General features: G+C 67.9%; 20 protein-coding genes, 1 other RNA gene and 1 riboswitch. Of the genes, 11 read left to right on the top strand and 10 right to left on the bottom strand.

All coding sequences use genetic code 11. The features are described from left to right. The coding region (locus tag V7Q48_RS04440) for an aminotransferase class IV (RefSeq protein ID WP_333836520.1) at positions 1-724 on the top strand (724 nt) is incomplete at its 5' end. A 5-nt stretch (positions 725-729) separates the two neighbouring features. Continuing rightward, a complete protein-coding gene (locus tag V7Q48_RS04445) occupies positions 730-1905 on the top strand; it encodes a pyridoxal phosphate-dependent aminotransferase (protein WP_333836521.1) in 1176 nt (391 codons plus the stop codon). A gap of 227 nt (positions 1906-2132) precedes the next feature. Here V7Q48_RS04445 and rnpB read toward each other — a convergent pair. From rnpB to V7Q48_RS04465, 4 genes are all read right to left on the bottom strand, one after another. After that, an RNA gene (rnpB, locus tag V7Q48_RS04450) (RNase P RNA component class A) lies at positions 2133-2550 on the bottom strand. Between the two features lie 10 nt (positions 2551-2560). After that, positions 2561-3265 (bottom strand): N-acetylmuramoyl-L-alanine amidase, encoded by a 705-nt coding sequence (locus V7Q48_RS04455; protein ID WP_333836522.1) that lies wholly within the window; start codon positions 3263-3265, stop codon positions 2561-2563. Between the two features lie 25 nt (positions 3266-3290). After that, positions 3291-3932: a histidine phosphotransferase family protein gene (locus V7Q48_RS04460; protein ID WP_333836523.1), complete on the bottom strand. Its 642-nt coding sequence runs from the start codon at positions 3930-3932 to the stop codon at positions 3291-3293. A 66-nt stretch (positions 3933-3998) separates the two neighbouring features. Then, on the bottom strand, positions 3999-5087 hold the full coding sequence (locus V7Q48_RS04465; RefSeq protein ID WP_333836525.1) for a Mov34/MPN/PAD-1 family protein: 1089 nt from the start codon (positions 5085-5087) through the stop codon (positions 3999-4001). Positions 5088-5142: 55 nt separating this feature from the next. Between V7Q48_RS04465 and V7Q48_RS04470 the strand changes: the two genes are divergently transcribed. From V7Q48_RS04470 to V7Q48_RS04480, 3 genes are all read left to right on the top strand, one after another. Next, the gene (locus V7Q48_RS04470) at positions 5143-6087 is read left to right on the top strand and encodes an RluA family pseudouridine synthase (RefSeq protein ID WP_333836526.1); all 945 of its coding nucleotides are present in this window, start codon (positions 5143-5145) and stop codon (positions 6085-6087) included. A 115-nt stretch (positions 6088-6202) separates the two neighbouring features. Beyond that, complete coding sequence (gene rpoH / locus V7Q48_RS04475; protein ID WP_333836527.1) at positions 6203-7117, top strand: RNA polymerase sigma factor RpoH; 915 nt, start codon at positions 6203-6205, stop codon at positions 7115-7117. A 124-nt stretch (positions 7118-7241) separates the two neighbouring features. Then, a complete protein-coding gene (locus V7Q48_RS04480; RefSeq protein WP_333836528.1) occupies positions 7242-8225 on the top strand; it encodes a cation diffusion facilitator family transporter in 984 nt (327 codons plus the stop codon). Between the two features lie 3 nt (positions 8226-8228). Here the strand turns inward: V7Q48_RS04480 and V7Q48_RS04485 are convergent, their stop codons facing one another. Then, on the bottom strand, positions 8229-8459 hold the full coding sequence (locus V7Q48_RS04485; RefSeq protein WP_333836529.1) for a hypothetical protein: 231 nt from the start codon (positions 8457-8459) through the stop codon (positions 8229-8231). Between the two features lie 57 nt (positions 8460-8516). Then, positions 8517-8843 (bottom strand): hypothetical protein, encoded by a 327-nt coding sequence (locus V7Q48_RS04490; protein ID WP_333836530.1) that lies wholly within the window; start codon positions 8841-8843, stop codon positions 8517-8519. Positions 8844-9062: 219 nt separating this feature from the next. Between V7Q48_RS04490 and V7Q48_RS04495 the strand changes: the two genes are divergently transcribed. The 6 genes from V7Q48_RS04495 to V7Q48_RS04520 all read left to right on the top strand — a co-directional run bounded on the left by V7Q48_RS04495 (position 9063) and on the right by V7Q48_RS04520 (position 16810). Beyond that, positions 9063-10094: an ArsR/SmtB family transcription factor gene (locus V7Q48_RS04495; protein WP_333836531.1), complete on the top strand. Its 1032-nt coding sequence runs from the start codon at positions 9063-9065 to the stop codon at positions 10092-10094. Positions 10095-10099: 5 nt separating this feature from the next. Beyond that, complete coding sequence (gene metF / locus V7Q48_RS04500; protein ID WP_333836532.1) at positions 10100-11041, top strand: methylenetetrahydrofolate reductase [NAD(P)H]; 942 nt, start codon at positions 10100-10102, stop codon at positions 11039-11041. Then, the gene (locus V7Q48_RS04505) at positions 11038-12102 is read left to right on the top strand and encodes a homocysteine S-methyltransferase family protein (RefSeq protein ID WP_333836533.1); all 1065 of its coding nucleotides are present in this window, start codon (positions 11038-11040) and stop codon (positions 12100-12102) included. Before metF ends, V7Q48_RS04505 begins: the two co-directional genes overlap by 4 nt. A 26-nt stretch (positions 12103-12128) precedes the next feature. After that, positions 12129-14747: a methionine synthase gene (gene metH / locus V7Q48_RS04510; protein ID WP_333836728.1), complete on the top strand. Its 2619-nt coding sequence runs from the start codon at positions 12129-12131 to the stop codon at positions 14745-14747. A gap of 300 nt (positions 14748-15047) precedes the next feature. Beyond that, positions 15048-15500 (top strand): DUF2231 domain-containing protein, encoded by a 453-nt coding sequence (locus tag V7Q48_RS04515; protein ID WP_333836534.1) that lies wholly within the window; start codon positions 15048-15050, stop codon positions 15498-15500. Further along, positions 15497-16810 (top strand): PQQ-dependent sugar dehydrogenase, encoded by a 1314-nt coding sequence (locus tag V7Q48_RS04520; RefSeq protein WP_333836535.1) that lies wholly within the window; start codon positions 15497-15499, stop codon positions 16808-16810. The genes V7Q48_RS04515 and V7Q48_RS04520 overlap by 4 nt, the downstream gene beginning before the upstream one ends. A gap of 84 nt (positions 16811-16894) precedes the next feature. Here V7Q48_RS04520 and rplT read toward each other — a convergent pair whose 3' ends face one another. The 4 genes from rplT to V7Q48_RS04540 all read right to left on the bottom strand — a co-directional run bounded on the left by rplT (position 16895) and on the right by V7Q48_RS04540 (position 20285). Continuing rightward, positions 16895-17257, bottom strand: a complete 363-nt coding sequence (rplT, locus tag V7Q48_RS04525) for a 50S ribosomal protein L20 (protein WP_333836536.1) — start codon at positions 17255-17257, stop codon at positions 16895-16897. Positions 17258-17269: 12 nt separating this feature from the next. Next, positions 17270-17473 (bottom strand): 50S ribosomal protein L35, encoded by a 204-nt coding sequence (gene rpmI / locus V7Q48_RS04530; RefSeq protein WP_022676503.1) that lies wholly within the window; start codon positions 17471-17473, stop codon positions 17270-17272. A 151-nt stretch (positions 17474-17624) separates the two neighbouring features. Continuing rightward, positions 17625-18530 carry a homoserine O-succinyltransferase gene (locus tag V7Q48_RS04535; RefSeq protein ID WP_333836729.1) on the bottom strand — a complete coding sequence of 302 codons (906 nt, stop codon included), beginning with the start codon at positions 18528-18530 and terminating at the stop codon, positions 17625-17627. 53 nt (positions 18531-18583) lie between these two features. Then, positions 18584-18696, bottom strand: a riboswitch (SAM-I-IV-variant riboswitch). A gap of 305 nt (positions 18697-19001) precedes the next feature. Further along, the gene (locus V7Q48_RS04540; protein WP_333836539.1) at positions 19002-20285 is read right to left on the bottom strand and encodes a Xaa-Pro dipeptidase; all 1284 of its coding nucleotides are present in this window, start codon (positions 20283-20285) and stop codon (positions 19002-19004) included. Positions 20286-20300 lie beyond the last annotated feature (15 nt).

Here is a 20300-nt window from a genome sequence, read left to right on the forward strand (position 1 = left end):
GGCCACCATGGGGGTGGGTTCGGCGGTGGTCGCGGATTCGGCGATGCTCGGCGAATGGCGCGAATGCGTCGTGAAGGGGAATTTCTTGCGCCTCAATGCCGGCAATGCCGACCTGATCGAGACCATGGCCTTCGATCCTGCCGAGGGCATCGCGCTGCTCGAGCGGCATCTCGAGCGGATCAAACAGAGCGCGCTGGCGCTGGGCTTCGCGTTCGATCGCCATGCGGTGCGCAACGCGATCCATGCGCTGTGCTTCGATCTCAATGCGCCCGCCAAGGTGCGGCTGGTGGTGGCCCGGAGCGGCGCCCATGCGCTGGAGGCCGCGCCGATGCCGGCCCCCTTTGCCAGCCCCGCGGTCTGTGCGGTGCTGTCCTTGCCGGTGTCCGAGAGCGACTGGCGCCTGCGCCACAAGACCAGCGACCGTGGTTTCTACGAAGCGGCGCTCAAGGCTGCGCGCCGTGCGGGTGCGCAGGAGGCCCTGCTGCGCCGCGACGACGGGCTGCTGACCGAGGGCAGCTTCACCAACCTGTTCGTCGAGAAGGACGGCGTGCTGGTCACCCCGCGCCGCGAACACGGCCTGCTGCCCGGCGTGCTGCGGGCCAGCCTGATCGAGGCCGGACGCGCGGTCGAGGGCGATGTCGTGCTGGATGACCTGGCGGGCGGTTTCTTCATCGGCAATGCGGTGCGCGGGTTGATGCCGGCCCGGCTTTTCGGGCAGGGCTGAGCGCCATGACCGACCAGACGACCAGCGCGGCATTGCGCCGCATCGCGCCCTCGCGCACCAATGCCATGACCGACCGCGCGATCGAGCTGCGCGCGGCGGGGCGCGACATCATCTCGCTCTCGGTGGGCGAGCCCGATTTCGCGACGCCGGCGCACGTGATCGAGGCAGCCAAGGCGGCGCTCGACGGCGGGCAGACGCGCTATACCGCGGTCGCCGGCACGGCCGCGCTGCGCGAGGCGGCGGCGCTGCATTTCGCGCGTGACCTCGGCATCGTGGTGCCGCCGGCGCAGGTCATCGTGACCGCCGGGGGCAAGCAGGCGATCTTCGAGGCATTGCTGGCGACGCTCGATCCGGGCGACGACGTGCTGATCCCGTCGCCGTGGTGGGTCAGCTATCCCGAGATCGTCCGCTTTGCCGGGGCGACCGTCGTCGACCTGCCGACCAAGGCAGCCGGTGGCTTCCGCATTACCGCCGCCCAGCTCGAGGCCGCGATCACGCCTGCCACGCGCTGGCTGCTGCTCAACAGCCCCGGCAATCCCACCGGCGCGACCTATCCGGCCGAGGAACTGGCGGCGCTGGGGGCGGTGCTGCGGCGTCATCCTCGCGTGCTGGTGCTGAGCGACGACATCTATGCGCCGCTGCGTTACGGCGCGGGCGCGCATGCCACGCTGAGCGTGGTCTGCCCGGACCTCGCCGATCGGGTGCTCACCGTCTCGGGCGTTTCGAAGAGCCACGCGATGACGGGTTTCCGCATCGGCGTCTCGGCGGGGCCGGCCTGGCTGATCGCGGCGATGGGCAAGCTGCAGTCGCACAACAGCGGCAATCCGTGCTCGATTGCGCAAGCGGCAGCGACCGCGGCACTCGCCGGCCCGCAGGACTTCCTTGGCGAATGGCGCGAACGCTTCCGCACCCGCCGCGACCGGGTGGTGGCGGCGATCAACGCGATCCCCGGCCTCAGCGCCCCGCTGCCCGATGGCGCCTTCTATTGCATGGTCGATGCCGCCCCGGTGATGGACCGCTTCGGGGATGACGAGGCGCTGGCGCTGCACCTGCTCGAACATGGCGTGGCGGTGGTCGCCGCCTCGGCCTTCGGCGGCGCGGCGGGCTTTCGCATCTCGTTCGCGGCAGACGATGCTGCGCTCGATGAAGCGCTGCGCCGGATCGCCACCGCGCTGGGCTGAGGCTGGAAATTTTTATGAGCCACCGCCGTTCGTCCTGAGCCTGTCGAAGGACGCTGACGCCGTGCGTGCCCTCGGGGCCCTTCGACAAGCTCAGGGCGAACGGGAAGGGGGACCGGCGTCGAACGCGCGATCTCCCTTATCCGCGGCACTCCAACTTCAAGCCACCGCCGCTCGTCCTGAGCCTGTCGAAGGACGCGCGCGCAACCTGCCATTCAAAACCGAAGATACGCGCCGGGGAGCCTGTAAGCCGGGTTCTGTCGTGCCGACGGTATCCCACGCGTGGACCGTATCGGCACGGGCAGCCATTCCTCTCGGCGACCTGTTGCCAGGCCGCTCCAGCAACCAACCCGGGCAACTGGCGCGAAACCCGCCTGCATTCGCGAGAATGCGTGTTGCCCCTATTCGGTCTTGCTCCGGGTGGGGTTTGCCATGCCGCTTCCGTTGCCGGTCGCGCGGTGCGCTCTTGCCGCACCCTTTCACCCTTGCCGGGGGCTGAAAGCCCCGTTGGCGGTCTGCTCTCTGTGGCACTTTCCCTTGCCCGGCTTGTGGCCGGGCCGGCGGGCGTTACCCGCCACCCTTGTTTCGTGGAGCCCGGACTTTCCTCGGCATCAGGCGAAGTGATGACGCGGCTGCCCGGCTCCCCGGTGCGTGGGCGTCACCTAGCATGGCCGAGGTCGCGCGCCAACAGCAGCTCGAACAGCAATGCACCGATCTGTCCGTCGACCTCGCCGTCGATCTTGTGCGGGCGCCAGCGGCGCTGGAACGCGGCGACGGCCGCGGCCTTGTCGCTGACGTCGTAGCCGAAGCGCTCGAGCGCCAGGAAGAACGCGCCCTCGTTGTCGTAGAGCAGGCGCATCTTGGGGCGCGGGCGCGAGAGCACGAGGTTGTAGCGGGCCAGCAGGTCCCAGTCGAACAGCTCGCCCGGATCCTGCTTGCGCGCCGGGGCCACGTCCGAATGGCCGACAACGTTGGCACGGGGAATGTCGTGCCGCCCGACGATGTCGCCCAGAAGCGGGACCAGTGCCTCCATCTGGGCATCGGCAAACGGGCGATACCCGAACTCGTGGCCGGGATTGACCAGCTCGATTCCGATGCTGGCGGAATTGACGTCGGTGATCCCGCGCCAGAACGCACGGCCGGCATGCCAGGCGCGCTGGCTCTCGTCGACGATGCGGACGATCGTGCCATCCTCGTCGATGAGGTAATGCGCCGAAACCTCGGCGGCCGGGTCCTTCAGCCGTTCCAGCGCTTCGGCGGCGGTGCGCATGCCGGTGTAGTGCAGCACGACCATCGACACCGGCAGCCGGCGCTCGTTGAAGTTGGGTGACGGCTCGTCGCGGTTCACCAGCCAGCGGTGCATGGCCAAGGCGGTGCCTCTCGCGCGGTCAGCGGACGGGGAGGACCGCGCCGAGCACCAGCGCCTCGGCTGCGACGTGGACCTGGAAGCCTCCGCCGAGCCCTTCGGCCAGCTGGTGCAGCATCGCGGCGGGCGCGGTGCGGCTGCTGAGGTCGGCAGGCGCCAGCGTTCCGGCGAGGGCCTGGCCCACGACGGGGTCGAAGGCGATGCGCGGCCCGGTGGCACGGATCACCAGTTCGCTCGCGCCGTTGCGCACTTCGCCGGCGATGTCGAGCACGCCGCCACGCACCAGCGCTTCCATGCCGATCAGCGCGAGGTTGAGCAGCGTCTTGATCGCGGCCTTGGGCAGCATGTCGTCGGGCATCGCCCATTGCACGGTGACGCGCGGATTGGCCGCGACCAACGCATCGACGAGGCCTCGCGCCTCGGCCACCGGCACCATCTCGCCAAAGCCGCCCGCCGCGCCGAACGCCAGGCGGAAGAAGCGCAGCTTGTTGGCCGAGCTGGCCGCGCTCTGCTCCAGCAGCTCGAAGCACTTCTGCCGCATTTCGGGGTCGCGCTCTTCGGCGAGCAGTTCGAGTCCGTTGGTCAGCGCGCCCACCGGGCTCAACAGGTCATGGCAAAGCCGCGAGCAGAGCAGGCTGGCGAGATCGAGGGAGGCGATGGTCATGGAACGTGGATAAGCCTTTGCCAAAACGCAGCGCGCGCTGTCGCGCCGCCATGCGCACTGTGCGCCTTACCCGTCCGCAACGCGATAGGAAAGCGCTGCGAAACCGGAGGGAGCGTCGCACCAGAGTGTAACCGCCCCTTGCGCGACGATCGCCCAGATCCGCCCATCGCCCGCAGCCTGCGCCTGATCGGTGGCGGAGGGGCGTGCAAGGCCGTTGGGGTGCGAGTGAAAATAGCCCAGCACCTGAGGGCCGCCTGCCCGCGCGGCGCGGTGTGCCGCGATCAGCGCGGCGGGGTCGATCTCGAAATGGCGCAGCGGATCGGGCGCCACGTTGGCGGTGGGGATCGCCTGGGCGATGTGGCTGCCGTGGCCGAGCAACAGGCCGCAGGCCTCGCACGGGTGCGCGGCGTGGGTGGCAGCGAGGATGGCGGCGTGAGCGGCACGGACGAGCGTGGCGTGGGGTTGCGGGGATTTCTGCCCTCCGTTCGTCCTGAGCTTGTCGAAGGACAAGGGCGCCGGGCGTGATGGCAGGAGCCCTTCGACAGGCTCAGGGCGAACGGTGCCTGGTGGGGTGTGGCTGGTGCCGGTTTGCGGGTGCTCCGGCCCTCCGTTTGTCTTGAGCTTGTCGAAAGACGCGGGCGTTGGCCGGGGCGGGATGGGCCCTTCGACAGGCTCAGGGCGAACGGAGTTTGGTGGGGTTTGGCTGGTGTAGACTTGCGGGCTTTCCCGCCCCCCGTTCGTACTGAGCTTGTCGAAGGACGCGGGCGCTGCGTGTGGTGGGGGATGCCCTTCGGCAGGATCACGACGGGCGGTCGATGGGGCATCCAGTCTATCCCCGTTCGGGCTGAGCTCGTCGAAGCCCCCTCCCGCCTGGCCCTGGCGGTTTTTGGCCAAGGCGCTTACCCTTGCCCAGTCCCCGGCAATCAGCGCTTCCTTCTTCGCGCGCGACCAGCCCTTGATCTTGCGCTCAGCGGCGAGCGCCTCCTCCCTGGTGCCGAACCTTTCGTGCCACACCAGCGTGACGGGGCGCCTCGTTAGGGTGTAGCACGGCATCGTGCCCGCATCGTGCTGCGCGATCCGGCGCTCCAGGTCGTCGGTGTGGCCGGCGTAGAACGATCCGTCCGCGCAGCGCAGCAGGTAGGCGTGGAAGCTCATCGCCCATGACCATACCCTTGTTTGCGGGCCCTTCCATCCCCATATCCCCTTTCCAATGGGGGATTTCGAAGACATTCTGACCGGCGCGATCGGGGCGCCCGGACGGCTCGACAAGGCACTGGCGGAGGCCAGCGGACTGTCGCGCGAGCGGGTCAAGGCGCTGCTCGAGGACGGGCGCGTCGAGCTTGATGGCAAGCCGGCGCGACAGGGCTCGCTCAAGGTGGCCGAGGGCGCCGCGTTCGCCATCCGCGTGCCGGCGGCCGCCCCGCTCGAGACCGTCGCGCAGGACATTCCGCTGACGGTGGCCTATGAAGACGCGGCGCTGATCGTGATCGACAAGCCGGCCGGGCTGGTCGTCCATCCGGCGGCGGGCAATCCCGACGGGACGCTGGTCAACGCGCTGCTGCATCATTGCCGGGGCGAATTGTCGGGCATCGGCGGCGTGGCGCGTCCGGGGATCGTCCACCGGATCGACAAGGACACCTCGGGCCTCTTGGTCGTTGCCAAGAGCGACGCCGCGCACGAGGGGCTGGCGCGCCAGTTCGCCGATCACTCGATCACGCGCGCCTATCGCGCCGTCACCGCCGGCCAGCCGATGCCCGCCGCCGGTACGATCCGCGGCGCGATCGCGCGATCGACGCACGATCGCAAGAAGATGGCGCTGGTCGAGGACGGGCGCGGCAAGCATGCCGTGACTCACTACCGGACGCTGGCACCGCTCGATGGCGCCGCATTGGTCGAGTGCCGGCTCGAGACGGGGAGAACCCACCAGGTGCGTGTTCACCTTGCATCAAGGGGTCATGCGCTATTGGGAGACCCTGTCTATGGACGCGCTCCTCCCCGTATTCGCCCCGTATTGGCCCGACTCGGCTTTGCCCGTCAGGCTCTTCACGCGGCAGAACTGGGGTTCATTCACCCGATCAGCGGTGAAGCGCTCCATTTTACCAGCCCGACGCCCGTCGACATGCAGGAACTGATAATCGAACTGGGCGGTTCTTGACGGTATTCATGGTCTATATCGATCACTGTGTACCAAAAGGATGTGTGGCCCCACCGGGGAATGCTCGTTAGAGGTTTTCCATCGGGGAACTGACGCGACGAAAGGATGTGTTCAGGTGAGCAGGAAGACTTCAGTGGCCAAGGCCCCGGCCAGCGTTCCGGCTCTGGGTGGCGAGGCCAGCCTCAATCGCTATCTCTCGGAAATCCGCAAGTTTCCCGTGCTGACGGCTGAGCAGGAATACATGCTCGCCAAGCGCTACCAGGAGCATGCCGATCCCGAGGCGGCCGCCCAGCTGGTGACCAGCCACCTGCGACTCGTCGCCAAGATCGCCATGGGCTATCGCGGCTATGGCCTGCCCGTGTCCGAGCTGATTTCCGAGGGGAACATCGGCCTGATGCAGGGCGTCAAGAAGTTCGAGCCCGATCGGGGTTTCCGCCTTGCGACTTATGCGATGTGGTGGATCAAGGCCTCGATGCAGGAATTCATCCTGCGCTCGTGGAGCCTCGTCAAGATGGGCACCACGGCCGCGCAGAAGAAGCTGTTCTTCAACCTGCGTCGCATGAAGAAGAACCTGGAGGCGTTCGAGGACACCGATCTCTCGGCCGAAGACGTGCGGACGATCGCGACCAACCTCGGCGTGCCCGAGCAGGAAGTGATCAACATGAACCGCCGCATGATCATGGGTGGCGATGCCAGCCTGAACGTGCCGCTGCGCGAGGACGGCGAAGGCACCTGGCAAGACTGGCTGCAGGACGATCGTCCGCTGCAGGACGAGACCGTCGCCGATGCCGAGGAAGCGCACTTCCGCCACGACATGCTGGTCGAGGCGATGGGCAGCCTCAACGAGCGCGAGCGCCACATCCTGACCGATCGCCGCCTCGTCGACGATCCCAAGACGCTGGAAGAGCTGAGCCAGGTCTACAACGTCAGCCGCGAGCGCGTGCGCCAGATCGAGGTGCGCGCCTTCGAAAAGCTGCAGAAGGCGATGCAGCGGATCGCCGGCGAACGGCACCTGTTGCCCGCCGCCTAAGGTCAGGCCGGAACTCGAGACAGGCCCGGTACCGCCCAGCGGTGCCGGGTCTTTCCGTTTCGGGCGCTTGCGCGTTGCCGGGTTTTAATTTTGCCGCGCCGCGCTTTGCCGGTAAGCGGGCGTTATGTCTGCCGGCCACCACCATCACGCGCACGATCATGCCCACGGCCACACACCCGGCCACAATCACGGGCATGGGCACGGGCACGGGCACGGGCACGGGCACGGGCACAGTCATGCCCCCGCGAGCTTCGGCCGCGCCTTTGCCATCGGCATCGCGCTCAACACCGCGTTCGTTGCGGTCGAGACCGGCTATGGGCTTGCCAGCGGGTCGATGGCGCTGGTCGCCGATGCCGGGCACAACCTGTCCGACGTCCTGAGCCTGTTCATGGCCTGGGGCGCCAGCGTGCTGGTCTCGCGCCCGCCGCAGGGGCGTTTCACATACGGCTTCAAGTCCAGCTCGATCCTCGCCGCGCTCGCCAATGCCGGGCTGCTGGCGCTGGCGCTGGGCGCGATCCTGGTGGAAAGCCTGCGCCGGTTGTGGGCGCCCGAGGCGGTGGCGCCGGGGCCGGTGATGATCGTCGCCGGTATCGGCATCGTCATCAACGCCGCCACCGCGCTGCTGTTCATGCGCGGCAGCGAGCACGACCTCAACCTGCGCGGTGCCTATCTGCACATGGTGGCGGATGCGGCGGTCTCGGCCGGCGTGGTGCTGGCGGGGCTGGCGATCTGGTACACCGGCTGGTCGTGGATCGACCCGGTGGTCAGTCTTGTCATCGTCGCGGTCATCGCGGTGGGCACCTGGGGCCTGGCGCGCGATTCGCTCAAGCTCGGGCTGCAGGCGGTGCCTTCGGGCATCGACCCGGCGGCGGTGTCGAACCATCTCGCGGCACTGCCCGGCGTCACGCGCGTGCACGACCTGCATATCTGGCCGATGAGCACGACCGAGACCGCGCTCACCGCGCACCTCGTCATGCCCGCCGGCCATCCCGGCGACCGCTTCCTGGTCGAGCTGGGCCATGCGCTCGAGCATGATTTCGGGATCGGCCATACGACCGTGCAGATCGAGACCACGCTCGATTGCGAAGGCTGCTCGCTCGGTTGCTGATTCTCAGCCGGCGGTGTCGTCGGCGGCTGCGCTGGCCGCATCGGCGGGCGCAGTAGCATCGGCTGGCGCCGTGGCATCGACCAGCGGCGGCGGGGCCGGGCGGCTGTCGAGCATCGCAGCGGCTTCGTCGAGGGCGCGCGCCTCGCCCCGGGTGACCCCGCCGGGGCCGGGATCGCTGTCCTGCTGGCACGCGGCGAGCAGGAGGCAGAGCGCAAGCGTCAGGGGATGCCGCATTGTCGGGCGCGTCGGGGCAAGGGACGGGCGGAGGCGCCTTGCCCCCGCCCGCGCCGCTTACATCTTCTGGCCAGCGGTGTCGGCAGCGGTGTTGCCGGCTTCGGCGGCGGCGGCTGCAGCCTTGGCAGCGTCAGCTGCGGCAGCGGCATTGTCGGCCGCGCTGCGCGCCGCATCCTCGGGCGTCTGCGCGGCGGCGCTGGCGTCGGCGGCCGGTGCGTCGACCGGGGCAGGCGCCGCAGCCGAGACGTCGGTGGCCGGCAGGTCGTCGGCGGGCATTTCCACGGTGTCGGCCGTCGCTTCCGACGAGGCATCGTCCGAGTGGCCGCAAGCGCTGAGCGACAGGGCGGCCGCGCCGAGCACGGCAAGCGGGAAGAGCTTCTTCATCGTGGGTCCATCCTTGTTCCGGTGAGCGAACGGCGGGGCGCTGCCCATGCCGTTCGATCCATCAGCATCGGTATTATCGGCGCACCACGATCAAGCCAATGGCAAACTTGGCAGTTCATCGCAGGGCATGCGTGGGGCCGGGGAGATCACGATCGTATGTGTTGCAAACGGATATAAGGAAATCTTTATATGCGTTGACCGATATAAAGAATGCTTTATATGGCCATGATCATGAACCTGCTAGAATCCTTGCGCGCCCTGGCAGATCCCACGCGGCTGCGGATCATGCGGCTGCTTGCCAGCATGGAACTTGCCGTGGGGGAGCTGGCACAGGTCTTGGGGCAAAGCCAGCCGCGTGTCTCGCGCCACGTCAAGATCCTGTGCGATGCCGGGCTGGCCGAACGCCGGCGTGAAGGCGGCTGGGTGTTCCTGCGCGCCGCCATTACCGAGCACGTCCAGCGCAGGGGCAGCCGCTCCGAACTCGGCGCCGCGCTGGCGCGGGTGCTGGCCCTGGCCGAGCAGGAGGACGAGGATTTCGCGGCCCAAGTGCGCGAGGATCGCCAGCACCTCGATGCCATCCGCGCCACGCGCGAGACCAGCGCCGCCGATTACTTCGCACGCCACGCGGTCGAATGGGATCGCCTGCGCAGCCTGCACATCGCCGATGGCCCGGTAGAGGCAGCCCTGCTCGCCATGCTCGAGGCCGCCTGTGGCACAGGCCCCGGCCACCTGCTTGACGTCGGCACCGGCACCGGGCGCATGGCCGAACTGTTCGCGGCGCGCGCCGCGCATGTCACCGCGCTCGACAAGAGTCCGGAAATGCTGCGTCTGGCGCGCACGCGGTTGCAGGATCTACCCGCGGGCCGGGTCGACCTGGTGCAGGGCGATTTCCTGGCGCTGCCCTTCGCCGCGGCGACCTTCGATACCGTGCTGTTCCACCAGGTGCTGCATTATGCCCTTGCGCCCGAAGCCGTGCTGACCGAGGCCGCGCGCGTCACCGCGCCGGGTGGGGTGATCGCCATCGTCGATTTTGCCGCGCACGACCGCGAGGACCTGCGCCTCGCCCATGCCCACGCGCGCCTCGGCTTTTCAGATGCGCAGATGGCCAAGCTGCTGGGCGATGCCGGCTTTGCCCCGCTCGCTGAACGTGCGCTTGCCGGGACCGAACTGATCGTCAAGCTGTGGACCGCACGCCGGCTCGAAAGCGAGGCCGCCGCCGCCCCTGCCACTCCTGCCTTTTCCAAGAGTTGACCGCCATGACCCGCTACGACCAGTTGCGCGAAGCCCGCACCGCGCTCGACACGCCGCTGTTCGCCGGCCTGCCCGGCGACATCCGCGTGAGCTTCGAATTCTTCCCGCCCAAGACCGATGCGCTGATGGCGCAGCTGTGGGACGTGGTCGAGACGCTGGCGCCGCTCCAGCCCGAATTCGTTTCGGTGACCTATGGTGCCGGCGGGTCGACCCGCGACCGCACGCACGACACCGTCGCGCGCATCATCCGTGAGGCGCGCCTGCCGGCCGCTGCGCACCTCACCTGCGTCGATGCCAGCAAGGCCGAGATCCGCGCCGTGGCCGAAGCCTATTGGGAGGCGGGCGTGCGCCACATCGTCGCGTTGCGCGGTGACATGGGCGCGCCGGGCGTGCCCTTCACTCCGCATCCCGAAGGCTTTGCCAATGCCGCCGAGCTGGTCGCCGGATTGAAGGCGATCGCCCCGTTCGACATCTCGGTCGCCGCCTACCCCGAAAGCCACCCGGATTCGCCCAGCGTCGAGGCCGACATCGACAACCTCAAGCGCAAGATCGACGCCGGGGCCAGCCGCGCGATCAGCCAGTTCTTCTTCGAACCCGAGACCTTCTTCCGCTATCAGGACAAGCTCGCCGCCGCCGGGATCACCGCGCCGGTGTTGCCGGGCATCCTGCCGGTCTCCAACTTTGCCCAGACGCGCAAGTTCGCGGCCGCCTGCGGCGCGGCGCTGCCGGGTTGGATGGAGAGCCTGTTTGCCGGGCTGGACACGCATCCAGCCTCGCGCCAGCTGGTGGCCGCGACCGTCTCGGCCGAGTTCTGCCGGCGGCTCTATGCGGGCGGGGTGCGCGATTTCCACTTCTATACGCTCAACCGGGCCGAGCTGAGCTACGCCATCTGCCACCTGCTGGGCCGCCGCCCGGCACCCGTCGCCACCCTGGAGAACGCGGCATGACCCGGCTAGCCCCGAGCGCAGCGCGCCAGGCGCTCTTCGCGCAGGCTGCGCAGCGCATCCTCATCACCGATGGCGCCTTCGGTACCGAAATCCAGAACCGCAAACTGACCGAGGCGGACTATGCCGGCGATCTGGGCCTCGGTCACGACCAGAAGGGCAACAACGACATCCTCGCCCTGACCCGGCCGGACGTGCCCGAGGCGATCCACCGCGCCTATTTTGCGGCCGGGGCCGACATCGCCGAGACCAACACCTTTTCGGCCAACCGCATCAGCCAGGCCGACTATGGCGCCGAGCATCTCGTGCGCGCCATCAATGTTCAGTCGGCCGCGCTAGCCCGCCGGGTCGCGGACGAGTTCACCGCGAAGGATGGCCGCCCGCGCTTCGTCGCCGGCGCGATCGGGCCGACCAACAAGACGCTGTCGCTCTCGCCCGACGTCAACGATCCCGGCTATCGCGAGATCGACTGGGACTTCCTGGTCGAGGTCTATCGCGAGCAGGCCGAGGCGCTGGTCGAGGGCGGGGCGGACTTCATCCTGGTCGAAACGGTGTTCGATACGCTCAATTGCAAGGCCGCGATCATGGCGGTGAAAAAGCTCGAGCAGCAGTTGGGGCGCGAGGTGCCGATCATGCTGTCGATGACGCTGACCGACCTGTCGGGGCGCAACCTGTCGGGCCACACGGTCGAGGCGTTCTGGTACGCGGTGCGCCATGCGCGGCCGATCACGATCGGGCTCAACTGCTCGTTCGGCGCGACCCAGCTGCGCCCCCACGTCAAGACGCTGGCCGAGATCGCCGACACGCTCATCATGATCTATCCGAACGCCGGCCTGCCCAACGAACTGGGCGAGTACGACGAGGCGCCCGACACCACGGCCGGCCTCGTCGGCGAATGGGCCGTGGCGGGACAGGTCAACGTGCTGGGCGGCTGCTGTGGCTCCACCCCGGCGCATATCGCCGCGATGGCGCGCAAGGTCGCCGGGCTGCCCCCGCGTGAGGCCGCCCGCCCCGAACCGCTGACCCGCCTTGCCGGCCTCGAACCTTTCGTGATGACCCAGTGATGACCACCGACCAGACCCTTCAGGATATGCCCGGCACGAACTCCGGCGCGCGCTTCGTCAATGTCGGCGAGCGCACCAACGTCACCGGCTCGGCCGCGTTCAAGAAGCTGATCCTGGCAGGCGACTATGCCAAGGCGGTCGAGGTCGCGCGCCAGCAGGTCGAGAATGGTGCGCAGGTCATCGACGTCAACATGGACGAGGGCCTGCTCGACGCGGTCGAGGCGATGACCACGTTCCTCAAGCTGATCGCCGCCGAGCCCGACATCGCGCGCGTGCCGGTGATGATCGACAGCTCCAAGTGGGAGGTGATCGAGGCCGGCCTCAAGTGCGTATCGGGCAAGCCGATCGTCAACTCGATCTCGATGAAGGAAGGCGAGGCCGCGTTCCTCCATCACGCGCAGCTGTGCATGGACTATGGCGCCGCCGTCGTCGTCATGGCCTTCGACGAGAAGGGCCAGGCCGACACGCGGGATCGCAAGGTGGAGATCTGCGCACGGGCCTATGACCTGCTCATGGGCATCGGTTTCCCGCCTGAGGACGTGATCTTCGACCCCAACGTCTTTGCCGTCGCCACCGGCATCGAGGAGCACGACCGCTACGCGCTCGACTTCATCGAGGCGACGCGCGCGATCAAGGCGCGCTGCCCCCACGTCCACATCTCGGGCGGGCTGTCGAACCTCTCGTTCAGCTTCCGCGGCAACGAGACGGTGCGCCGCGCGATGCACTCGGTGTTCCTCTACCACGCGATTCCGGCCGGCATGGACATGGCGATCGTCAACGCCGGCCAGCTCGACATCTACGACCAGATCGACCCCGTGCTGCGCGAGGCCTGCGAGGACGTGCTGCTGATGCGGCACCCGGAGGCGACCGAGCGCCTGATCACGCTGGCCGAAAGCTACAAGGGCCGCGACACCGTGGCCGAGAAGGCCGCCGAGGAATGGCGCGGCTGGGACGTGGTGCGGCGGCTGGAACATGCGCTGGTCAAGGGCATGGACCAGTTCATCGTCGAGGACACCGAGGAAGCACGCAGCCTGATCGCGGCGCGAAACGGCCGCCCGATCGAGGTGATCGAAGGCCCGCTGATGGAGGGCATGAACACCGTCGGCGACCTGTTCGGTTCGGGCAAGATGTTCCTGCCGCAAGTGGTCAAGTCCGCACGCGTGATGAAGAAGGCGGTGGCGCACCTCATCCCCTATATCGAGGCCGAGAAGGAAGCCGGCGCGCGCGCCAAGGGCCGGATCGTGATGGCGACGGTCAAGGGCGACGTCCACGACATCGGCAAGAACATCGTCGGCGTCGTGCTCCAGTGCAACGGCTATGAGGTGATCGACCTTGGCGTCATGGTGCCCTGGGCCAGGATCCTCGAGGTGGCGCAGGCCGAGGATGCGGACATCATCGGCCTGTCGGGCCTCATCACCCCCTCGCTCGACGAGATGGTGACCGTGGCCGAGGAAATGCAGCGCGCCGGGCTGACCATTCCGCTGCTGATCGGCGGGGCGACCACCAGCAAGGTCCACACCGCGCTGCGCATCGACCCGGCCTACGAGGGCGCGGTCGTGCACGTACTCGACGCCAGCCGTGCCGTCGGCGTCGCCAGCCAGCTTTTGTCCGACACCCAGGCCGAGAGCTTCATCGCCGCGACCGCGGGCGAGTACCAGCATGTGCGCGATGCCCGGGCGGGGAAGGGTGGCTCGAAGTTGCTTAGCCTCGAGGACGCGCGCGCCAACGGCTTCGTCGCCGACTTTGCGCACAAGCCGGCGCCGCCGGCGCAGCCGGGCCTGCATGTCTTCGACGACTGGAATCTCGCCGAGCTGATCGAGACGTTCGACTGGACGCCGTTCTTCCGCGCCTGGGAACTGGCCGGCACGTATCCCGCCATCCTCGACGATGCGGTGGTCGGCGAAAGCGCGCGCAGCCTGCATGCCGATGCGCTGGCGATGCTGGACCAGATCGTCCGCGAGAAGTGGCTGACGGCCAGGGGCGTCTGCGGCTTCTGGCCGGCGGCGCGGCATGGCGATGATGTCGTGCTGCATCCCGTGGACGACGAGCGCATGGTGCGCCTGCCGTTCCTGCGCCAGCAGTTCGCCAAGAGCCGGGGCCGCGCCAACTTCAGCCTCGCGGACTTCGTCGATCCGGCGGGCGACTGGCTCGGCGGGTTCGCGGTCGGCATCCACGGCATCGAGCCGCACCTCGCGCGCTTCCAGGCCGGGCACGACGACTATTCGGATATCCTGCTGAAAGCCCTCGCCGACCGCTTCGCCGAAGCCTTTGCCGAGCGTTTGCACAGCCACGTGCGCACCACGCTGTGGGGCTATGCCCCGGGCGAACAGCTGACCAACGAAGCGCTGATCCGCGAGGAATACCGGGGCATCCGCCCGGCGCCCGGCTATCCCGCGTGCCCCGACCACAGCCTCAAGCCGATCCTGTTCGACCTGCTCGACGCGCCCGGCAACGCCGGCATTACCCTGACCGAAAGCCAGGCGATGCTGCCGACTGCGGCGGTCTCGGGGTTCTACTTCGCGCATCCCGATAGCCAGTATTTCGGCGTGGCGACGATCGGCCGTGACCAGCTGGCCGACTATGCGGCAAGGCGCGGGGTGGATCTGGCGGTAGCGGAGCGCTGGCTGCGGCCTAATTTGGACTGAGGGGCGGGGCTCTGGGGCCCTTCGACATGCTCAGGGCGAACGGGGGTTGGGTAAGACGATTCCTCCCCCACCGCTCGGGCTGAGCCTGTCGAAGCCTCGGGCTGGCAAGCGCCGCGCTCGCGCCCTTCGACAACCTCAGGGCGAACGGGGGTTGGACAGGATGTCCTCTCCTGTACCGTTCGGGCTGAGCCTGTCGAAGCCCCAAGCGCGACACCCCAGCAACCTTTTGCCACACCACGCGTTTCGCGAAGCAAATCCGGTGCAACCCCTGTGCGCCGGCCCTCTTTGCGGAGACGCCTGATGGACTCTCGTCCTTTCCGGCCCCGGCTGACGATCGGCGGCGTGCCGGTCCATGCGATGCTGGTGCCATTCCCGATCGTCTGCTTCACCGGGGCGATGCTCACCGACATCGCCTATGTGAACAGTCCCCAGGTCCAGTGGGCCAACTTCTCGCAGTGGCTGCTCGCCTTCGGCCTCGGTTTCGCAGGGCTCGCCGCGATCTGCGGGCTGGTCGACTGGTTCGGCAATCGCACGGCGGCACGTCCGGGCAGCGGCTGGCTGCACATGGTCGGCAACGTGGTGGTGCTGGCGCTCGCGCTGATCAACAACTTCGTCCACTCGCGCGATGGCTGGACCGGCGTGGTGCCGACCGGGATTACGCTGTCAGTGCTGACCGTGGCGATCATGGTCGTGACCGGCTTCATCGGTCATCGCATGGCTTATGTGCACCAGCGCGCGCAGGTGCGGGCATGAGCGCGCGGCTGATAAGGGCGCTCGTCGCCACCGCGCTCGTCACCGGCGTCGCCGCCTGTTCCAAGCCGGAATTTCCGGCGCACGAGCAGTATGGCAACCAGCCTAGGCTGCCGGCGCCCAAGCAGTTCCTGTTCCCGCCGATGGGGCTGGCAACGCCGATCGGCTGGAAGGCGAACGAGACGCCGACCGTGCCGCGAGGCTTCGCGATCCAGGGTTTCGCCCGCAATCTCGCCAATCCGCGCTCGGTGTTGGGCCTGCCCAATGGCGACGTGCTGGTGGTCGAAAGCGGCGATCCGGGCCTGGCGCCGGTGCTGCGCCCCAAGGACATCGTGTTCGGTCTGACGATCGGCGCCGTCCATGGTGACACCAAGCCTGGGAACCGCGTACTCCTGCTGCGCGACACCAACGGCGACGGCGTCGCCGACCAGCGCTTCGTGCTGGCGGACAAGCTGTTCTCGCCCTTCGGCATCGCCGTGGTCGACCAGACGCTGTATGTTGCGGCAACCGATGCCATCCTGGCCTATCCGTTCCGCACGGGTGATACCAGGCTGGGCGGTCCGGCGCGGGTGCTGGCCGAGCTGCCCGGAGGGCCGATCGACCACCACTGGACCAAGAGCCTGACCGCAAGCCCCGATGGCACCAAGCTCTATGTCGGTGTCGGTTCGAACAGCAATATCGTCGAGAACGGGCACGAGGCCGAGAAGGACCGCGCGCGGATCTTCGAGGTCGATCGCCAGACCGGAGCGATGCGGCCCTACGCCACGGGCCTGCGCAATCCCAATGGCCTGACGTTCCGGCCCGGGACCAACGACCTGTGGACAGTAGTCAACGAGCGCGACGAGATCGGCAACAACCTCGTGCCCGACTACATGACGCACGTTAAGCCCGGCGCGTTCTACGGCTGGCCGTGGAGCTGGTATGGCCAGCATGTCGACGTGCGCGTCAAGCCCGAGCGGCCCGACATGGTCGCCCGCGCCACGCCGCCCGACTATGCGCTGGGGCCGCACGTGGCCGCGCTCGGCCTTGCCTTCGCCAATGGCGGTGCATTCCCGGCGCGCTATCAGGGTGGCGCCTTCGTGGGCGAGCACGGCAGCTGGGACCGCACCCAGCTCAACGGCTACCAGGTCGCCTTCGTGCCGTTTGCCAACGGGCGCCCCGCGGGCAAGCCCGAGGCCTTCGTCAGCGGCTTCCTCACCAAGGACGAGAAGTCGGCCCATGGCCGCCCGGTCGGCCTGGGCTTCGACGCCAAGGGCGCGCTGCTGGTGGCGGACGACGTGGGCAACACCGTCTGGCGCGTCACCGCGCGCTGACGAAATACCAGAGAAGGGCGCACGAAAAAGGCGCCCGGTCCTTGCGGATCGGGCGCCTTTTCCTGTGCATGTCGCGTGAGGCGATCAGGCGGCCGGAAGGGCTGCCTTGGCCTGCGCGATGACGGCCGCGAACACGCCGCCTTCGTTCATCGCCAGATCGGCCATCGTCTTGCGATCGAGTTCGATCCCGGCCAGCTTGGTGCCGTGAATGAACTGCGAATAGGTCAGGCCTTCGGCGCGGACCGCAGCGTTGATGCGCTGGATCCAGAGGGCGCGGAAGGTCCGCTTCTTGACCTTGCGGTCGCGGTAAGCATACTGGCCAGCCTTTTCAACGGCCTGGCGAGCGACGCGGATCGTATTCTTGCGACGGCCGCGGTAACCCTTGGCCTGGTCGAGAATGCGCTTATGCTTGGCACGCGTAGTCGTGCCGCGCTTGATACGGGACATGGATCAGCCTCCTCAGTTCAGCCCGTAGGGCGCCCACTTCTTGATAACCTTCGCGTCGGCGTCGGAAATCACGTCGGTGCCACGGTTCTGGCGGATGTACTTGGCGTTGTGGCTGATCAGGCGGTGACGCTTGCCGGCCACGCCGTGCTTCACCTTGCCCGTCGCGGTGAGCTTGAAGCGCTTCTTCACACCGCTCTTGGTCTTGAGCTTGGGCATTTTCGTCTCCTCGTTCAACGCGGTGTTCCTGCCGTGGCAGCCCTACATGGCCAGGCCGGAACGCGATACCGCGTGGATGAAGGGGCGGCCCTTAACGATGAGGGCCGGGTTTGGCAACTTGATTCGGGGACACACCCCAGAGCGGCGCGCCTCAGGCCTCCTGCCCGATCTGCGCGAGATCGAACGGCGTGGTCTGGTAGACCTCGTTGATCCAGTTGCCGAACAGCTGGTGGCCGTGCGTGCGCCAGGTGTTGCGCGGCAGCTGTGCCGGATCGTCGCCGGGATAATAATGCCGTGGCAGCACGCGCTCGCCGTCGCGGCGGTATTCGGTGTCGAGCGTCAGCGTATCGTACTCGAGGTGGTTGAGCATGTGCAGCGCCTTGTGCGCCGGATCGTCGATCAGGCACGGCCCGACCTCGACGCTGTCGAGCAGCAGGGTCAGCTGCGGCGGCAGGTCCTCGCGGCGGATCTCGCTCCAGCGCGAGACGGGCACGGGCACTACATCGGACAGCCCGCGCAGCCAGGGGCTGCTGGGGCGGCGGTTGTCGTGGTCGAACACGCCATGCGCCTTGGCACCCAGCGCATGCTTGGGCACGCCGTGGAAGTGCTGCAGCGCGGCCATCGCGCCCCAGCAGATCGTCAGCAGGCGATGGCAGTGGCTCTGGCTCCACGCAAAGATGCGGCTCAGTTCCTCCCAATAGGTCACGTCGCCGTAGTCCATGGTCTCGACCGGGGCGCCGGTGACGATGAGACCGTCGAAGCGCTCGTCCGCCACGTCATGGAACGGGCGGTAGAATTCCGAGAGGTGGCCGGCCGAGGTCGTCTTGCTGACATGGCCCGACAGGCGCACCAGCTCGAGCTCAATCTGCAGCGGCGTCGCACCGAGCAGGCGGGCAATCTGCGTCTCGGTGGTGATCTTGTCGGGCATCAGGTTGAGCAGCGCGATGCGCAAGGGGCGGATGTCCTGCCGCGCGGCTTCGCTCTCGCTCATGACGATCACGCCCTCGGCTTCGAGGGTGCGGCGGGCGGGGAGGGTATCGGCAATCCTGATGGGCACGGGCACGTCTTTCCACAAAGGGCACGCAACGCGAGCTGGAAAGAGACGCCGGGCTTGCTCCGCTTGGTTGCCGGATAGGCCACATCCTCCCTTGCGGGGAGCGCCACCTTGCCCGGAAACCGGCAGGTTGGCGTTGGGGCGTCATCCCCAACTCTTGATGCTGGTGGTGCGTTTAGCCTTGCCGGGCCTGCGTGGCAATGGGGTTATCGGGATGCTCGGGATCGGCGCGTATGGCCCGGCACGGGCGGCGCATGCGTCCTTCGACAGGCTCAGGACGAACGGAGGTTGGGAAGGGAGAAGGGCGTGATGGGTGGTGTGTGGATTCGCGCTGGCGGACCCACAACACCCATTCTCCCGTTCGCCCTGAGCCTGTCGAAGGGCCTCCGCCGGCACGGGCGGCGTTTGCGTCCTTCGACAAGCTCAGGACGAACGGAAAATGGGAGGGGGGCATCTCATTCCCCCTCCACCTCATTACTGCGCGGCTTTGACCACTTCGCCGCCCTTCATCACGAAGGCGACGTTTTCCAGCGTGCGCACGTCGGCCAGCGGGTCGCCGTCCACGGCGATGAGGTCGCCATAGCGGCCCGTCGCGATCGCGCCGACGTCGGCGGTGCGGTCCAGCGCTTCGGCGGCGCTCTTGGTGGCGGCCTGGATCGCCTCGATCGGGGTCATGCCCCACTCGACCATCTTGGCGAACTGGCGGGCGTTGTAGCCGTTGGGATAGACGCCGCCGTCGGTGCCGAACAGCAGCTTGACCCCGGCGGCATGGGCTGCGCGGAAGGTCTCGCGCTGCTTGCGGCCGATCATCTTCTCCTTGGCGAGGCTCTCGGCGAAGACGCCGTTCTTCTCGCCTTCCGCCAGGATGTAGTCGTCGTTGTAGATGTCCATGTCGAGCCAGGCGCCCTTGGCCTTAGCCAGCTTAAAGCTTTCCTCGTCGGCGAGGCTGGCATGTTCGATCGTATCGATCCCGGCGCGCAGCGCGTCGTTGATCCCTGCAGTGCCATGGGCATGGGCGGCCACGCGCATGCCGAGCATGTGCGCCTCGTCGGCCACGGCCTTGAGCTCGTCGAAGCTCATCTGCTGCGCGCCCACGGAGTCGGTCTTGGAGAACACGCCGCCGGTCGCGCAGATCTTGATGACCTCGGCGCCGTACTTGCGCATCTTGCGCACTAGCGCGCGGAATTCCTCGGGCGTGTTGGCGATCTGCGGCGAGGGCACGGTGATCGAGGGCGGGAACTCCGTGGAATCGCAGTGGCCGCCCGTCGCGCCGAGCGCATAGGTCGCGGGCACGATGCGCGGGCCGGGGACATAGCCGGCCTCGATGCCCTGCTTGATCGCGACGTCGTCGAAGTTGCCCGAGCCGACGTTGCGCACCGTGGTGAACCCGGCGTCGACCGTCTTTCGGGCATTGGCAACGCCGATCACGGTCGAGAAATTGTCCGTGAATTCGAGACCGCGATAGCCGCTCAGCGTCGGGTCCGAGGTCAGGTGGACGTGCATGTCGATGAGGCCGGGCAGCAGCGTGCGCTGGCCGAGGTCGATCACCTCCGCACCGGCGGGCACGGCATCGCCCTGGCGGCCGACCGCGGTGATGCGGCCGTCGGTGATGGTGACCTGGGCCTGGTCGACGCGCTTGCCGGCCAGGACGTCGATCATGTGCGCGGCGCGCACGACGACGGTCTTCGCGTTGGCCAGGCCACCGGTCATCGCGATCAGCGCGGCCGCTCCCAGCGCCACGCTCTTCAACTTGCTCATGGTACGTCCTCTTCT

This window comes from Novosphingobium sp. (genome assembly GCF_036803765.1).
Classification (GTDB): Bacteria; Pseudomonadota; Alphaproteobacteria; order Sphingomonadales; family Sphingomonadaceae; genus Novosphingobium.

What these genes read in the sequence shown, in the direction of transcription:
- V7Q48_RS04445 (WP_333836521.1), top strand. Translation starts at nt 730, where the DNA reads ATGACCGACCAGACGACCAGCGCGGCATTGCGCCGCATCGCGCCCTCG.
- V7Q48_RS04455 (WP_333836522.1), bottom strand. Translation starts at nt 3,265, where the DNA reads ATGCACCGCTGGCTGGTGAACCGCGACGAGCCGTCACCCAACTTCAAC.
- V7Q48_RS04460 (WP_333836523.1), bottom strand. Translation starts at nt 3,932, where the DNA reads ATGACCATCGCCTCCCTCGATCTCGCCAGCCTGCTCTGCTCGCGGCTT.
- V7Q48_RS04465 (WP_333836525.1), bottom strand. Translation starts at nt 5,087, where the DNA reads ATGAGCTTCCACGCCTACCTGCTGCGCTGCGCGGACGGATCGTTCTAC.
- V7Q48_RS04470 (WP_333836526.1), top strand. Translation starts at nt 5,143, where the DNA reads ATGGGGGATTTCGAAGACATTCTGACCGGCGCGATCGGGGCGCCCGGA.
- V7Q48_RS04480 (WP_333836528.1), top strand. Translation starts at nt 7,242, where the DNA reads ATGTCTGCCGGCCACCACCATCACGCGCACGATCATGCCCACGGCCAC.
- V7Q48_RS04485 (WP_333836529.1), bottom strand. Translation starts at nt 8,459, where the DNA reads ATGCGGCATCCCCTGACGCTTGCGCTCTGCCTCCTGCTCGCCGCGTGC.
- V7Q48_RS04490 (WP_333836530.1), bottom strand. Translation starts at nt 8,843, where the DNA reads ATGAAGAAGCTCTTCCCGCTTGCCGTGCTCGGCGCGGCCGCCCTGTCG.
- V7Q48_RS04495 (WP_333836531.1), top strand. Translation starts at nt 9,063, where the DNA reads ATGGCCATGATCATGAACCTGCTAGAATCCTTGCGCGCCCTGGCAGAT.
- metF (WP_333836532.1), top strand. Translation starts at nt 10,100, where the DNA reads ATGACCCGCTACGACCAGTTGCGCGAAGCCCGCACCGCGCTCGACACG.
- V7Q48_RS04505 (WP_333836533.1), top strand. Translation starts at nt 11,038, where the DNA reads ATGACCCGGCTAGCCCCGAGCGCAGCGCGCCAGGCGCTCTTCGCGCAG.
- metH (WP_333836728.1), top strand. Translation starts at nt 12,129, where the DNA reads ATGCCCGGCACGAACTCCGGCGCGCGCTTCGTCAATGTCGGCGAGCGC.
- V7Q48_RS04515 (WP_333836534.1), top strand. Translation starts at nt 15,048, where the DNA reads ATGGACTCTCGTCCTTTCCGGCCCCGGCTGACGATCGGCGGCGTGCCG.
- V7Q48_RS04520 (WP_333836535.1), top strand. Translation starts at nt 15,497, where the DNA reads ATGAGCGCGCGGCTGATAAGGGCGCTCGTCGCCACCGCGCTCGTCACC.
- rplT (WP_333836536.1), bottom strand. Translation starts at nt 17,257, where the DNA reads ATGTCCCGTATCAAGCGCGGCACGACTACGCGTGCCAAGCATAAGCGC.
- rpmI (WP_022676503.1), bottom strand. Translation starts at nt 17,473, where the DNA reads ATGCCCAAGCTCAAGACCAAGAGCGGTGTGAAGAAGCGCTTCAAGCTC.
- V7Q48_RS04540 (WP_333836539.1), bottom strand. Translation starts at nt 20,285, where the DNA reads ATGAGCAAGTTGAAGAGCGTGGCGCTGGGAGCGGCCGCGCTGATCGCG.